Genomic DNA, 16,491 nt, shown 5'->3' with positions numbered 1-16,491 from the left:
AATCGAAGGAACTTTTTGCCACGGCACTCTTTTGAAAAAGAAGTAAAATTCGCAAAGTGAACGGGGCATGTCATTGCCAGAGTCGAACTGGATAGTCTTGCTGGTTTTACAACTTCACTATTCCTCCCCAAATGTGGACGAAGTATCACTTTACTACGACATTCTTTTGTTTAGTACTTAGTACTTAGTGATTAGTGATTTATTATATTGAGCTCTTTATTTTCTTTAATAACTCTATCAATAAATTCGATAATTATTGGATAAAAATTGGTTAAAAATATATCAATATTCTCATCATTTTTCGAATTTTTAATTACCTCCATTGCATTTTTAAAATCTATAGCATCTATTATTGAATTTGGATTAATATCATCATTATTCCATCCTTTACATTCATTAAAATCCTTTAGGAAATTAGGCAATGATTTATATTCATCTTCAGTAATTCCATCAAAGTGCCAATTAGATAAATAATTTTCAAATTCACCATCTTCAAAATGTATTGCTAGTTTTTCATTTTCAAATTCTGCCCAAATAAACTTATCTCTAGTTCCGCAACATTGGTAAGCTCCACAAATTGGACATTGTACTAAATTTTCATTAAAACGAGCAATAATTTTTAATTCATATTTGAATTCTTGATTATTCACGATACGAGAATAATTATAAGTTTCATTGTCTACTTTCATTATTTTTAAATTTTATTTTCAGAAAAAGACTGAATATTACTTTCACAATAACAACAACTTAAATAGTAAAAAACCTTCTTCCTACTTCTAACTTCCATCTTAATAAAACCAAGGTAATTTTCGAAAAGATACTATATTACAAAGTGTTACCATTACACCATTCCTCTTGGAATCAGGAATCGAACCTGAAACGTTGTACCCTTAATCGAAGTATTTCTTTTCTACGACACTTGATGTTTTTTAGTGATTAGTGATTAGTAATTAGTTAAAAAAAACAAGGCAAAAAGCAATAAGTGATCATATCGTACTCTACCTCTGAGCTACTCTCCCATTTGTTATTCTTTGTGGAAGAGACGGGATTCGAACCCGCGACCACGTCGTTAAAAGCGAAGTAACACTTATCTACGACACTTGTTGTTTTTTTGTAATTAGTGACTAGTCGTTAGTGATTAGTTTTCATAGTTTATGCAACCAATATATTTTTCTGATTTTCCATTTTCTTGTTCCATTTTTAGAAATACCTTATTACCAGAATTATTTATTACCAATGTTGCTAAACCAAACCAATATATTTCACTAAAAAAATCTTGAAGTTTAATGCATTTATCATCAAATTTATTGTGATTTGAAATAACATAATAAAATTCTTGTTTTTTAAAATTTATATTTTTTTCTATTTCTAATAGATTATCAAGCTCTTTTTCTATCTTTTTAAACTTTTTGCTATTTAAAAAAGTAAAACGTTTATGATTCAAATTATTTATGAATTTACCTCGTTTTTTGGGATCTAATAATTCAAAATAGCATCTTTGTTTTTTGTCCTTATGAACAAAATTATCTATGAAATTTTTAATTATTATTTCTTTATCATTCATTTATTCTTAATTTAAAATAAAGAGGCAAAAAATGTAAAAAGTTTGTCTTTGTTGGAATCGAAGTAACTTTTTACCACGGCACTCTTTGGTTATAAGAGTAATAGTCTAAAGGTGTTTTAATTTCTATCTTGGAACGAAGGAACACGCCTTATAACGACATCTTATATTTTCTGCTGCAAAACTATTATTTAACTACGCAACTATTTTACGTTAGTGATTTAAAAATAGGAGAAAAAAGCAAAAAGAGATAGTTTTTTTAATAGTTACTACTAACTATATGAGATAGGACTTACGACTCTAGCGATAAAAAAGAAGGTGCTCTTTTATAGAATACTTGTTTGTTGTATAATATAATCAAAAAGAAAAGAGTGAAAAGCGAAAAAGGCTTTGTTGCTTTTACCATTAAGCTATCTTGAGTACTATCCTAGATAGTTTAAACAAGTGTAGGAATCGAACCTACCTGTCTGACTAGTTTCGAAGGATCTCTTTTCTACGACATCTTTTCTTTTTGATTTTTTTCTTAGCTAACTTTACTCATGATTATTTCTTCACGAAGAATGTAATTTTCATCAGCATTTTCAATCAATTCATATTTTTGAAGACTTGCTTCTGTAAAAAATACGGTTAGGTTATCGGACCAGTAGTAATCGTGTCCGCCCTCATTGATTTCTAAAGTTGAAATCCAAAGTTTTTCATTTTCAACGTCTATTTCCCAAGTTTGCGGTATTTTTTTTGTTATACTTTTACCTTCAGAGTTATTTTTAAGTTCGGTCTTTTCAATACAGTTAACCATGTCCCAAAAAACAGTAATTCCTGTTATTTTTTTGTTTAAAATTTTTGACCAATTTGGGTGATTTGAAATATTAATAATTTTCATGCCATCTTGTTTTGGCTTCATTTTGTCTAAAATTTCTAAATTGACTCCAAAGCAGTGAAATTCGTTGTCCCATTTAATTTGTATAATTTTCTCGTTTTCTAATTTAAAAATTACATTCATGTCGATAGAATGAATTTCTGTAGAATGTTCCCAAAAATCAATTATGGCATCATAATTGATTTCTTCATAATAAACTTCTGAGATTTTTTGTCCAATTAAATTTGTAGTAATGTTTTCGTAATAATTTTTTTCTTTAGTTGTCATACTTTTTTCAATGTAAATACTATTTGTAATTTATTTTTTTAGGTTGAGGAAAATACCTCAAATACTATTCCAAATTTGTAATTTTGTTAAATTATATGATAATTTCTTTAATTTTTGTTAAAATGCTGTCTCCTTTTTCAAGCGCATCTAATACATCAAATAGCTTATCAGACCAACCTGCTATTAGGTAAACATCATTTCTTTTGATGTTTAAAGGCACTTGTCCATAGCCAGCTAAATCAAATAAATATAATTTTGCTTTTGGTGCAATCTGTTTGTATTTATTCCATGAATTTTCAAACGTATGGTTGGTTTGGTTACTATTCCATAGTTGCACATCGGTAAATAACATAACCTTATCAACAATTTCTTTTCTGTTGATTAAGTCTTCGATTACCAAATATCCGTTAGTAGAATAACCCACTTCACCTTCACGACGGTAAAATTCTTGTACGTTTGCTAATACATTTCGATTGGACATATTGATTATTTTCCATTTGTCTCCAAACATTCCACTAATTACATTTCTGCATCGTGATTGCATTAACATACCTAACATTAAACCGATATCATATAATTGTATTTTGCTGTTTGGTGCAATAGGCTGTTGCATTGAACCAGAAACATCACAAGCAATTACAACAGATGTGTTTCCATCAAAACCTTTTATGTTTTTTGCACTTTGCATCACAGCGTCTTCCAATGCTTCTAAAATCATTGTTGTGTATCGCGATTTCAATGTTTTGATTTCTCGATAGGCTGCTAAAAATCGGAAAGGTAATTGTTTTGCATTAGTTACAGCCTTTTCATTACTTAAATATTGACAAACTTTATCAATATGTGCAAAAGACACTTCTGCTTCTATAATATTTCGTAGATTACGCATTGTTGCCATATACCCCATTCGATTACTATCGATTAAATCTTCCCACTTTTGTTTGAATGCAGCTTTTTTAGCGGCTTCATTCTCATATTTATATTGACCAACATCGGACAATTCGGTTTCCCAAGTATATGGTGTGGTTAATGTATCGCTTGCAATTTTATTGAAAATCGCTTGTTGGCTTTCATCTTTTGCTTTTGGATGAACTAAAAACAAGGCATCTCTTAATTTTACAGCTCCATTACGATTGTATTTGGCAAATTGATATTCATCAAAATTATTAAATGATTCTGCTAAACCTTTTTGAATTTGTTTCGACAAACGATTTAATTTTTTAGTTTCTGTTCTTTTATTTGCCATTTGATAATAGGCTAATAATTCGGTGATTTCATCGGCACGTTTTACCACACCTTGTACTGTGTTTTTTACGATACTGTTTCCATAGGTATGCTTGGCTAATTCTACCGTTAAAACCATTGGAATGGAACGCATATACATTTGGTTGCGCACGTAGATTGCTAATTTGGCGGTGAATTCTGGATTGCATTGCGCAATTAGTTTTTGAATGCGAGCCAAACGATCTGTATTTTTTTCGTAAGTAACATCATTTAATCCTGTTGTTACCACTGCTGTGTATAATTCCATTTCTGGATTTAAAGTAAAAGCTTTTGCTCCTTCATAATTAGAAGTTACATTTTTCTGTTTGTTAAAATAATTAAATTTCATGGTTTACATTTTAAATTAAATGATGTCGCTTATCGACGGTACAAATATTCAAAACGGTGTGCGTAATTATTTTGCGTAGTAAAAAAATAATTTAAAAAAAGTTTTACTTTTTTAAAAAACATTGATTTTCAGTTTGTTTGTTTTGTTGATAAAATAAAAAAAACCGCTTCATAAAAATGAAACGGTTTAAAATGGATGTTCTTTTAATTATTTTGGATCTAAAGCAGCTTCTATTCTTGAAACTAAATCTAATAAATGGAATTTACTTAAACGGTCTTTATTTAAGTTTGCAGCAACTTTTAATTGCGCTTTTAATTCTAATAATTGTCCTCTAGCGATTGAAGGAATATCTGTCTCGCTAATTTTAATTGTTCTTCTGTTGAATCGTGCTGTTGCTTTTTTGTCTTTATCTAAAGCAGATATAATATTTTCAACAAATAACTTTTGAAGATTTCGTCTGTAAATATCAATCGGAGCATTTGTTTTTAATTCAGAGAAAATGCCTTTTCTTAAATCGCTCATTAATTCATCTACAGAATAGTTTTTTTTGTCTAAAGATGATGTCTCAATTAAACGAACCAATCGATCACCATCTAAAAGGCTAGATAATGTTCTGTCTTGAATGCTTTTTATCGCTTCAACACCACTATCTGGATTAATTTTAGCAATAATATTTTGATCTAATAACCAAGTAGGCGTGTTGAATAATTCTTTGTTTAAGAAAGAAACCGCTTCATTTTGAATACTAGAAGGGACAACTTCATATAGATCACCTTCCATATCATAGGTTTTTGGAGTTTCATAAATTCCACCTACGTTTTTGGTAACGTGTCCCATATACCTCCTAAACTGACCTACAAGTGAACCGTATAATCCTTCTAATTCTGAATAATCTTCACCATCTTCTTTACTCCATTCAATTAAATTAGGAAGAATTCTTTTCAGGTTTTTAATGCCATAATCGGATGCTTTCATAGCATTATCACCTAAATCTTCTGTTTGGTACCTTGGATCATACGGACTTGTTTCTGTTCCGAACCATAAGCGGCGATTTTTATAGGCTTCTTTTGTCATTTCATTGAGCTTCGCTTTTTCTTCGTCTTCATTTTTTGCTCCATCAAAATAGGAGTAGCCCCATTTAATTGCCCATTTATCATAATCTCCAATTCTTGGAAATAAATTAGTAATGCCGTCTTCTGGTTGTGCCACATAGTTGAAACGAGCATAATCCATTATTGAAGAAGTATGTCCGTTTGCTTCTTGGAATGCTTTATCTCTAAGTTTTTCAACTGGTGTAGCAAAACTTGCTCCCATATTATGACGCAATCCTAATGTGTGTCCTACTTCATGTGAAGACACGAAACGAATTAGTTCGCCCATAAGTTTATCATCAAAAGTTTTATTTCTTGCATTAGGATCTACAGCAGCCGTTTGAATTAAATACCAGTCTCTTAACAAGCTCATTACATTGTGATACCAGCCAATATGACTTTCTAATATTTCTCCTGTTCTTGGATCATGCACATTTGGACCATAGGCATTAGGAATGTCTGCAGCAAAATAGCGTAACACCGAAAAGCGTGCATCTTCTAAACTCATTGTTGGGTCATTCTCTGGCCAATATTCACCACGAATTGCATTTTTCCAACCAGCAAATTCGAAAGCTTCTTTCCAATCGTCGATACCTTGTTTAATATAAGGTTTCCATTTGTCTGGAGTGGCAGGGTCAATATAATAAACAATAGGTTTTTTAGGCTCAATTAGTTCTCCATTTTTTTGTCTTTCTGCATCTTCTTCAGATTTTGGTTCTAATCTCCATCGTACTGCAAAAACGGATTTATCTGCTTTTTGAGATTCTTCTTCAAAAACATCATAGTGATTTGCAAAATAACCTACACGTTTGTCGAAGGCTCTTTTTCGCATTGGTCTTTCAGGTAACAATAGCATCGATGTGTTGAGCTCTAAGGTAACAACACCAGCATCTAACCCAGAAGGTAAATCCACTCCAATTTTTGGACTAGGTGATCTAGAAATTCGTTGTGGTTCTGTTGTGAATGTTTTTACCGATCTAATTTCTGTATTGATTGGAAAACTATTGATACTTTGTATAAACGATCTGTCTTTTTGAAATGATTGAATGCTTAATAATTGTTTATTAATTGGACTTAATGAAAAAGTTTGTACATCTGCATCAAAAGAAGGTGTCATGTCTATTACATATCCAGTGGTATTTCCAGCAGTATCTTTTTTATAGGCAAGCACTTCATAATTACCTATAATTGGATCAGAACTAGAGTTTTTAACCGCTTGAGTTATAGGTTTGTCTTCATCGGGTGTCATGATTACATAGGTAATTGAACGAAGAAGGATGTTGTCATTTAGTCCTTTTTCAAACTTTACAACTTGTCTGTTGATTTCTTCTCCACCAAAAATGCCACCACCAGCAGGTGTTTTAGAATAGCGTGTAATGGTCATGATCTCTTTTCCGATTAAAGAATCGGAAATTTCAAAAAGATATTTCTCTTTTAATTTATGAATTCTAATTAAACCATTTTGAGTAATGGCAGTAGAATCTACCACTTTATTGTATGGTTTCGGTCCTTTTTTGTCTTCTGGTTTTTTAACCTCTGTAGTAATTTTATCTTTCGATTTCTTCTTTCTTTCTTTTTTTTGGGAGAAACCGTTAATACTACATAACAAGAATAAGCAAGTAGAAATTAATGTAATTTTTTTAAACATAATTTTTTTGGTTGTTAACGTATAGTTTATATCAATCAAAAATATTTTATTTTTTTTAGAATCTATTTTTTGCTTATGAATTATTAGATTTTATTTAACATTTGTGTGATTTAAAAGTGATTAATTGTGTTTTTTGTTAAAAAAAAGCCTCGTTTCTTTCGAAAACGAGGCTTTAATTACTAATTCAACAACAACTATTTTTTTATGATTTTTCCAGTTTGTACATCATTATCTGTAAATATTTTGTAGATGTAGATTCCTTTTCTAAGTTCACTAACATTTCTGACAATAATATGTTTTCCAGATTCTGTATTTTGATTGTATATTTCTTTAACGGAATTGCCTGTAAGATCAAGTAGTTGTATTTTAATCATTTCAGTTCTTGCAATTTCTAATTCAAAAGTAATTTCATCATTAACTTGTGTTGGATATACAACAGTATATGATTGGCTTCTTGGTGATACAGTTGTACAGTTAGATTCAAATTCCCAAACAGCATTAGTTCCAGGAGTTTCATTTTGCGTCCACCATTTTGCTCTATAAATTTTTTGATTATAAAACGCTTTATCTCCAGTGTTGTATATTTTAGAAGATAACCAAGCCGATTGCCCACAATGTAAACCATCATTAGATCCGTCACAGCTTCTTACAAATTCCCATACAGCATTGCTTCCAGGTGTTTCGTTTTGTGTCCACCATTTGTTTTTATATAATACATTTTGGTAGGTAACAAAAGTATTGGTTTGTGCATATATTGAAGCAGGATTCCATGCAGGAATTGCATCACAACTTAAAGAACCTCCATCCCAAATGGTTACTGTTACTGTAGCGGTTGCTGTTTGTCCATTTGCAAATGTAGCAGTTGCTTGTAGTGTGTGATTGCCATATGCAGATGGTGTCCAATTGAAAGAAGTACCTGTGAAAGTTTGATTATTTACTGATGTACTAATTTGTGTTAATGTTGTGTTTTTTGGGTCAACAGTTAAAGTAACGGCAACAGGAGCTAAAGAAGCTTGCTGAATAATTTGATTATTTGTTGGTGCAGAGAAAGCAATCGTTGGTTGTTGAGCACATGCTTCGGCTGTTAAATCGTTGCTGTCACCACCATAGCTACTCATGTCTTTACATCCACAATCTGAAAGGTCGTGAACACCATCCATATCTGTTCCTATTGTGAACACACCAGAGAAACGTTGGTAGTATCCAATTCTATCCAATACTTGCGATTTTTCAACACCTTGTCCACATTCTAAACCACCATTAATAACATTAACTGTCATTCCTAGACCGTGAATTCTATTTTTAGTTACGTCTAATGGATTAGGTTGCCAATTTTTAACCATAACATCGTGTGCACTAGGCTTTGGATATTGTGGTGTCATCCAAAACCATATTGCAGTTTGAAATGCAAGTGCGGCATCTTGAACTAATTTTTCTGGTTCGTTTAATAATACGTTTTTATCTCCATATAAATATTCACTTACTTGTCCGTAATTGTAATTCCAAGATAATTGTATTGGCCCTCTTCCATGATATGATTTACCTGGAGCAGGAGGATAGTTTACGTTTGTTTCATCTCTATATCCAGCTGGGCTTCCAACTTCTTCTCTAAAATGTAATCCCCAAGAAAATTGTCCTCCTGGAGCTGTAGGCCATCCTCCAGTTGTTTCATGGGCAATATTTGCTAAGAAAGCAGATAATTCTCTTTTTCTTTCTTCTAAAGTTCCTTCTTCTAAGAATGTTCCATAATCTACTTCTTTTGTGATAATAGCTTTGTTAGCATGCATTGGAGCATCAAAGTCACTATCATGACGAATTTCTACTGCTTCCCCAGTTGTTTTATTGATGCGTGTAACAACATAAGCATTTGTGCCACATCTTCTTTTTAAAACAGCTTTAATGTTACTCATTCTGTTTAGAGCATCTAAAAACGATTGGTAAGTGAAGAAATCGTTTGCAGGATCTAAAACCCAACCATTTCCGTTATTTACAGCACCATATCTATATGGGAAAAGAGTATTCCACATGCTTTCAGATAATAATACATGTCCTTGATTACCACCTTGTGATTGAACAGTAAAGTTAACATTTTGAGTTGTAACAGCTCCTTGATTGTCTGTTGCTCTAACAGTTAATGAATAATTTTTAAATGCAGTAGGTAAAAACGTTACACTATAATCATTTCCTGTTTTCTGTCCATTTAATGATTGTCCTTCAATTTCAAAAACTACACTAGTAACACTGCCGTTACTATCTGTTGCAGTTGCTTTTAAATTAATATTTGCTAATGTTTGTTGTGTAAATACCTGTTGATTTGTAGGTGTTACAATAGCTAATTGTGGAGCAGTATTGTTTACACTCCCTGCAAATGTTTGATTAATAACATTTACCAAAGGAGATTTTGTACCTGGACAATACGGGTAACGACCAATTTTTTTTGTTTCAGGACCTACAACCCAGTCACTAAATACTTCCCAAACAATACAACCTGCCAAGTTTTTATCCTTAATGTATTGTGCTTTTAATTGAATGGATTGAGGATTATCATAGCTTATAAATGAATTTGCTGTTTTATGAGTTAAATATGGCACTTTTGCAACATCATCCCAATGTTCGTTCCATTGTCCGCTTTGTAATTCATGTAATAAATGAGTATAATAAGGAGTTCCTTCCATCGCAGCAAAACGTGTCATGTCTGCGGCTGATTGTACAGGACCGTCAACTGAGAAATTGACTTGTGTTTTTAATGTTTGCGCTCCTAAAGCTGGTGCAACTGCTGTGTTTACAGCTCTTCCATAGAAGGCTACACCAAGGTTTACTTTTGATAGATTTACATTTAATGCCGCTAATTTTCTGTAGGTTGCGTCTAATGAAAAATTTGCATATTCTGCACCTGGATAATCATATAAAGGAGAGTTATGCCCTGCAATACCAGACCAACCACCATTAAAATCATACGTCATCATGTTATAATAGTCCATATATTGATCTATTGCACTCCATTCAATTCCGTCTAATTTATTTGGAGAAGCAGACATAGCAGCAGTAATAAGCTTATTTGGCCCAATAGCTTGTCTAATTTCTGAAACTAATATGGTAAAATTATGATAATCTGCTGTTGTACCAGTAAAGTTCATTCCTGAAAATGGTCCAGGATATTCCCAATCCAAATCAATACCATCAAACTTATATTGAGTTACTAATGTAACACAATCTGCAATGAACCGTGCTCTTTTAACTGGGTCGGATGCCATTTCTGGAAAGTGTTTACACATACTCCAACCACCAATAGAAGCCATAACTTTTACACCATGATCGTGAGCAATTTTAATCATGCTTTCTTCAACATATTCAACTAAAGGCCAGTTCCCTTGTTGACCGGAGGCTGTTTTAATCCAGCCTTTCCAACCGCCATCTGGATGTGGCTCATAGCCTAATGCTCTTAATTTTTCATCCCAGCCCCAAAATGTTTTTGGTTGTCCCAATACAAAAGTTTGGTCATGACTACTAAATTCATCAGGATGTAATAATGCAGCAGGTTGTTGAATTTGTCCATTTGCATAGATTTGTTTGTTTCTTAAATCGCCACTATGTAAAGAACCATCTACAGCTACACCAAAAAAGGAAAAATTAAGAATGGTATATTGCGAATAGTCTATATTATAATGATTTAGTGAAGCCTTCGGAACGTGAAGGTTGGTGTCTTTCCAAGCATCCCAATTTGGGACATAGCCAATAATTTGTTTACTATGATTTGCTGTTGAGTGTGATGCTCCTCCATTTATTTGAGCATAACTAGATAAGGAAATGAAGGGAATTAGTACTAGAAGCAATAAGAATTGCTTGGTTGTCCTTCTTCGAGGGGTGCTTTGATTTTTAGATTTCATTTGTTTATATTTAAGTGTTTATTATGTTTATTTGTTTGTTGTTATTATTGTAATAAAACAATGTATCCTTTAAAAAAAAAGATAAATTTTGTGAGTAATTATTTGTGATTAATCTGGCAGTGTAATTTTTTACTCAAGAAGTACTAATGTATATTTTATGTGTAATTAATGTTAAAAAATATGTATTTTCAACTATTATTAATATTAAATTTACCGTAACTTTTCATTGTGTAAAAATAAATTCAACGAAGTGCTTAATTTTTTCAACAAACGTTTGTTTGCTGTATACCAACTACATATATATGTTGTGCGTTTTTTTTAACAGTATTTTTTATTGCTGAGTATTTGATTATATTTTAATAAAAAGTTTAATTTATTTTAATAATATTTGTTTTTTTAGAGTAATAATGATACTATAATAATTTTTTATTCACCTTTTTTCGTATTTTGGTATTCTTAAATGTATAAGTATGAAAAAAATATTTTTGATTATAGTTCTTGTTTTCTTTGTCTCTGGTTTTTCACAAAAGAAAAAAACATATAAGAAATCTACAATAACAAACAATTTAGTTTTAGCGAAACTTGATTTAATTTCAGCAGAATTAATTACAATAAAAAATCAAAAAAAGCTAGTTCTTTTTATTATTTCGGATAAGATTAAGGATACTTTAGAAGTAAGAAAAAATGTATCAAATGATTTTAAGCCTTTAAATTTCACTCTTAAATCATTTCAAACTAAAGGAAAAAAATTCTATTACATTCAATGGGAAGAAAAAGATAAGATTAAAACCAAATTAAAACAAGAAGATAAAGAAATTTTTATTACTCAAATTTGGAACATTGAAACTAAAGAATTATTACTTGATAACACTCAATCTACTAACCATATTGTAGAAACTGTATATTTGGATAAAAATAAAACTGCTTCTGAAACACAAGAAAAAATTAGGAGAGAAGGTTTCGAGTTCGAATTATTATCTAATGGTGATTTTATTTTAAAAAATAAATCACAAAATGACACATTTACTTTTGATACTACAACATTGAAATATATACTCTTAAAAGGAGTTTCTCCAAAGAAGACAAAAAAAAGATAGTTAATTCTAAAAAATAAAATAGTATGCATGCATACTATTTTTAATCTTTTTACTATATTTGACTAAAATAATTTAAAAATGGAAAAAGCAAATTTAACGACACTTTTAGGTATAAAACATCCAATTATAATGGCTCCAATGTTTTTAGTATCGAATACAAAAATGGTAATAGAAGGCATGAAAAGTGGAGTAGCAGGTTGTATTCCGGCTTTAAATTACAGAACGTTAGAAGAATTGCGTGCTTCTATTAAAGAATTGAAAGAAGCAAAAGTAGCAGGAGGAAGTTTCGGTTATAATTTAATTGTAAACAAATCGAATGTAAAGTATAAAGAACAACTTCGTGTTTTGTGTGAGGAAAAAGTTGATTTTATTATTACTTCATTAGGTAGCCCTGAAGAAACAATTCGAGAAGCACACAAAGCGGGTGTTAAAGTGTTTTGTGATGTAACAGATTTGTCTTTTGCAAAAAAGGTTGAAAGTTTAAAAGCAGATGCTTTAATCGCTGTAAACAATGAAGCAGGTGGGCATAGAGGTGAAATTGATCCAAAAACCTTGATAGAACAATTAAATGAAGGTACTTCTTTACCAGTGATTTCAGCAGGTGGAGTAGGGTGTAAGGCAGATGTTGATAAAATGTTAGGTTATGGAGCTATTGGTGTTTCTGTGGGAAGCCCTTTTATTGCTTCTGTTGAAGGAGGTGTTTCTGATGAGTATAAACAAGCTTGCGTTGATTATGGAGAGAAAGATATTGTTATGACGGAACGTATTTCTGGAACTCCTTGCACAGTAATAAATACACCCTATGTTCAAAAAGTAGGAACAAAACAAAGTTGGTTAGAAAGTGTTTTAAATAAAAATAAGACTTTAAAAAAATGGGTTAAAATGGTTCGTTTTTATATTGGTATGAAAGCAACCGAAAAAGCGGCTACACAAGTAACGTATAAAACAGTTTGGGTTGCAGGACCAAGTATTGAACATACAAAAGCTATCTTACCAGTAAAAGATATTGTGACGCATTTGACAGTGTAGTGCTATGTATGATAAAATTTTTAAATTTCTAAACCGTTTTTTTAAAAAATCGACTTTGTTTAGAGTGATGTTTAATATTTCTCCGATGTATAGAAGAAGTTGCGGAAAATTATACTTTGTGTCTGATGATTTGTATGTGGTTAAAATTAAAATCCCTTTAAACTATAAAAATAGGAACTATGTTGGCTCTATGTTTGGAGGGAGCTTGTTTTCTGCAACCGATCCAATTTATATGATTCAATTAATGAATATTTTAGGATCAGATTATGTAGTTTGGGATAAATCGACTGAAATTCGGTTTAGAAGGCCAGCTTACAAAGATGCTTTCGTTACTTTCGAATTTACTAAAGAAGAGATTGAAACTATTATTAATAGGGTAAACGTTGAAAATGCCATAGATTTTGTGAAACAATTGTATATTACTGATGGTAAAACTACTGTTTTTACAGAATTGGATAAAACACTATATATTAGTACAAAAAAGTACTATAAAGAGAGAAGAGCTAAAAAGAGTTGATTTTTAGCTCTTTTTTTAAAAAAAAATTAACATTTATTTTTAAAAATTGAATGGAATTGTATTTACATTTGATTGTTAATTTGTAGATAATGAATAGGTCTTTATGGTACTTATTTTTCTTGATTATTTGTGCTGTTTTTGTTAAAGAGAACAGTGCAGAAGCTACTTTAGATTTAATATGCAAACACGAAAGGAGTTCTCATTATAATCAGGTCTTACAAAGTAATAATGATGACGCACTTCAGGTTCAAAGTGAAAATCATTTTATTGGTCGTCTCGATATTGAAAATAATACTTCAATTAAGAAGCATTTTCCTGTTTTTTTGGCTGTAGATTCTTTACTAAGAGAAATTTATTTTTCGAGTTTAATTAGCTCAAATAGAAAAAAACAAAACAACTTTTCAATATTTTTTTCAGCTTCACAAATTATTTTTCCATTTCATAATTTTTGGTAATTCTTTAATTTATTATTCGTTAATAATTTTTTTAAAAGAGAACAACTTAAATTATACATAAAAATGGATATACCTAACTTAATAATGGGAATAGCTTTATTCTCAGCTATTTTATTACCAATACTTTTAATTAATAAAAAGGTATTAGAAAAAAGAAAAAAAAATATTGCCAAATTAAATGCTTTTGCACAATTAGATAATAACAAAATTAGTGAATTAGATTCTTGGACAGATAATTCTATAATTGGGATTAATGAAGACAAAACCAAGCTCTATTTTGTTAGAAATACGGAAACCTATGATGAAAAAATAGCAATTGAATTAAAAAATATTAAACATTGCGCTATAGTAAAAAACTATAAAGCTAATTCTAAAAATATTGATAAATTAGAGTTAGAAATAGAATTATACAGCTCAAATACTAAGCTTTATTTAGAATTTTTTAAAGCTGATGAAAAGAATTTTATGATGGGTGAAGAGATGCGTCTAGCAAAAAAATGGTCTGAAAAAATTATTTCAGAATTTCCAAAAGAAAAAATATTGTTGTATTCTGTCTAAATAAATGAAAAAGGAGAAGTTTTTGAGCTTCTCCTTTTAAAATTTATCTAAACCAATTGCGAACACTTTGAAATAATCGACCAAGAAAAGATCTTCTTGCACAAATTCCACCAGCAATAACAGATTCGTAAACTACATCTAAATCTTCTTCAAGTGTAATCTGATAATTTGTTTCGTTCGTTATTACTTTTTCAATTGTTTTATATCCAATATAATTAATTACGAGCGTATCATTTATAACGCCTTCAATGCTAAATTTCCCTTCAAAATTTGTCAAAGTATTTTTTTGTGTACCTTTTATTGCTACAGATGCACTCGGTAAAAATCCTTGAGAATCTGATATTACTCCAGTAATTGTTCTCGCTTGAGTTGAATCTTTATTTGTTTCTGAAGATAAGAGCTTTTTGTGTTCTCTGTGTTCTGTTCTTATAGGTTCACCTTGTGCAAAAATTTCTTGATTTCCTAGACTTAAAAAACCAGTAAGTGTTGCTACTGCTAACCATTTCTTTTTCTTGTTTTTTGGTTTTTCAATAGGTCGATTGAGTTGACTTATTAAAAAACGACCACATAAATTCTCATTTTTGTCAAAAGCAGCAAGTATTTGGCTGTCTGATGACTTAGTAAAATCATGTACTTGTTTTTGACAAGCACTGCAAAACCTTCCTTTTTCCAAAGGTGTCATTTTTTGCCAATCTTCATGACATGGAGTAGGAATTGAAATATTTATTTTATTGGAAATCATTATTTCTCTACAACAATTTCAAATGTTTTATCCCAATTTTTTCCTGTTACTAATATCGTTTTGGTTTTAGAATTATAGGCAATTCCATTCAGAACATCTAGATCTGGATGTTGTGTTACTTTCGATTTTAGATCACTTAAATTAATTATTCCTTCAACAGTTCCATTTTTTGGATCAATAACTGCAATTGCATCTTTACCATAGACATTTGCCCAAATTTTTCCATCTACCCATTCCAATTCATTTAAGGCTTCAATCTTAGCACTTTTAGTATATACATTTAAATAATCTATTTCTTTTAAAGTTTCAGGGTCTAAAATGTAGATTTTTTCACTTCCTTCACTCATAAATAAATTTTTACCGTCATTGGTTAAACCCCAACCTTGCATTTTTTTGAAATATTGAAAGGTTTTTATTTTTTCAAATGTATCAGCATTATAAACATATCCTTCATTATTCAACCAAGTTAATTGATACACTTTATTATTTAATATTGTAATACCTTCACCAAAATAATTAGGAGTAAGTTCTACTGTTTTATAGACTTTCCCTGTTTTATAATCGGTTTTTCTCAAACTCGATGTTCCCCTTTGTCCAGTACCTTTGCCTTCTCCGTTTCCAGTTCCTTCATATAAAGTGTCTCTGTGAAATTCAAAACCTTGAGTGTAGGCTTTTATGTCATGAGGATAGGTGTTTACAATTTTATAGTTTAATAATTTAGGCTCTATATTGGGTGTAATGGTAAAATTGGTAGTAGTATCGACTGTTTTCCCTTCAAAATATATTAATGCTTTCACACTCTGGAAACCTAATTTTTGATTTTCTAAGTTTAAATTTAATGGATTGTTCCCTTTTACCGAACCAATATTTTTATCGTTTATATAATAAATTACAGAATCTATAGTCTTGTTTTTTTCGTTTTTTAAAGTCAATTTTAGGCTTTCATTGAGCTGATAAACCTGTTTTAGAGCAGTAGTATCAATCGAAAATAATTTTTTTTCATCTTTTTTTGTGTCCCCACAAGAAATTATTAATGTGCTTAAAACTGTGAAAGCTAATAGCTTATATTTTTTCATTTTTTCATTTTTTGATATTACAATATACAATGAATTTTTAAATTTACAATTAGGCTTGCAAAAATATAAAATGTTTG

The 16,491-nt window shown here is 30.5% G+C and carries 13 protein-coding genes; 5 read left to right on the top strand and 8 right to left on the bottom strand.

Features of this window, described 5'->3' with window-relative positions; translation table 11 throughout:
• Positions 1 to 191: 191 nt before the first annotated feature.
• The 6 genes from ACZ49Z_RS18285 to ACZ49Z_RS18260 form a co-directional block, all read right to left on the bottom strand.
• A complete protein-coding gene (locus ACZ49Z_RS18285) occupies positions 192 to 689 on the bottom strand; it encodes a hypothetical protein (protein ID WP_464305738.1) in 498 nt (165 codons plus the stop codon).
• Positions 690 to 1,138: 449 nt separating this feature from the next.
• A complete protein-coding gene (locus ACZ49Z_RS18280; protein WP_464305737.1) occupies positions 1,139 to 1,564 on the bottom strand; it encodes a hypothetical protein in 426 nt (141 codons plus the stop codon).
• 520 nt (positions 1,565 to 2,084) lie between these two features.
• The gene (locus ACZ49Z_RS18275) at positions 2,085 to 2,705 is read right to left on the bottom strand and encodes a hypothetical protein (RefSeq protein ID WP_464305736.1); all 621 of its coding nucleotides are present in this window, start codon (positions 2,703 to 2,705) and stop codon (positions 2,085 to 2,087) included.
• 91 nt (positions 2,706 to 2,796) lie between these two features.
• Entirely contained in the window at positions 2,797 to 4,314 is a 1,518-nt protein-coding gene (locus tag ACZ49Z_RS18270; protein WP_464305735.1) for a TROVE domain-containing protein, read from the bottom strand.
• A gap of 207 nt (positions 4,315 to 4,521) precedes the next feature.
• Entirely contained in the window at positions 4,522 to 7,053 is a 2,532-nt protein-coding gene (locus ACZ49Z_RS18265) for a zinc-dependent metalloprotease (RefSeq protein ID WP_464305734.1), read from the bottom strand.
• A 194-nt stretch (positions 7,054 to 7,247) separates the two neighbouring features.
• Complete coding sequence (locus ACZ49Z_RS18260; RefSeq protein WP_464305733.1) at positions 7,248 to 10,940, bottom strand: glycosyl hydrolase family 18 protein; 3,693 nt, start codon at positions 10,938 to 10,940, stop codon at positions 7,248 to 7,250.
• A 470-nt stretch (positions 10,941 to 11,410) separates the two neighbouring features.
• Between ACZ49Z_RS18260 and ACZ49Z_RS18255 the strand changes: the two genes are divergently transcribed.
• The 5 genes from ACZ49Z_RS18255 (at position 11,411) to ACZ49Z_RS18235 (ending at position 14,596) form a co-directional block, all read left to right on the top strand.
• Positions 11,411 to 12,037, top strand: a complete 627-nt coding sequence (locus ACZ49Z_RS18255) for a hypothetical protein (RefSeq protein WP_464305732.1) — start codon at positions 11,411 to 11,413, stop codon at positions 12,035 to 12,037.
• Between the two features lie 78 nt (positions 12,038 to 12,115).
• Complete coding sequence (locus ACZ49Z_RS18250; RefSeq protein ID WP_464305731.1) at positions 12,116 to 13,066, top strand: NAD(P)H-dependent flavin oxidoreductase; 951 nt, start codon at positions 12,116 to 12,118, stop codon at positions 13,064 to 13,066.
• 4 nt (positions 13,067 to 13,070) lie between these two features.
• On the top strand, positions 13,071 to 13,583 hold the full coding sequence (locus ACZ49Z_RS18245; protein ID WP_464305730.1) for a DUF4442 domain-containing protein: 513 nt from the start codon (positions 13,071 to 13,073) through the stop codon (positions 13,581 to 13,583).
• An 89-nt stretch (positions 13,584 to 13,672) separates the two neighbouring features.
• Positions 13,673 to 14,038, top strand: coding sequence for a hypothetical protein (locus ACZ49Z_RS18240; protein WP_464305729.1), 366 nt, complete (start codon positions 13,673 to 13,675; stop codon positions 14,036 to 14,038).
• Positions 14,039 to 14,101: 63 nt separating this feature from the next.
• A complete protein-coding gene (locus ACZ49Z_RS18235) occupies positions 14,102 to 14,596 on the top strand; it encodes a hypothetical protein (RefSeq protein ID WP_464305728.1) in 495 nt (164 codons plus the stop codon).
• Between the two features lie 43 nt (positions 14,597 to 14,639).
• Here the strand turns inward: ACZ49Z_RS18235 and ACZ49Z_RS18230 are convergent, their stop codons facing one another.
• Positions 14,640 to 15,338: a carboxypeptidase-like regulatory domain-containing protein gene (locus ACZ49Z_RS18230; RefSeq protein ID WP_464305727.1), complete on the bottom strand. Its 699-nt coding sequence runs from the start codon at positions 15,336 to 15,338 to the stop codon at positions 14,640 to 14,642.
• The gene (locus ACZ49Z_RS18225) at positions 15,338 to 16,414 is read right to left on the bottom strand and encodes a glutaminyl-peptide cyclotransferase (RefSeq protein ID WP_464305726.1); all 1,077 of its coding nucleotides are present in this window, start codon (positions 16,412 to 16,414) and stop codon (positions 15,338 to 15,340) included. The genes ACZ49Z_RS18230 and ACZ49Z_RS18225 overlap by 1 nt, the downstream gene beginning before the upstream one ends.
• Between the last annotated feature and the right edge of the window lie 77 nt (positions 16,415 to 16,491).

It is taken from the genome of Flavobacterium sp. KY-23415 (genome assembly GCF_055384985.1).
The sequence above is the reverse complement of the archived record's forward strand: the minus strand, read 5'-3'. Positions and strand labels throughout refer to the sequence as shown.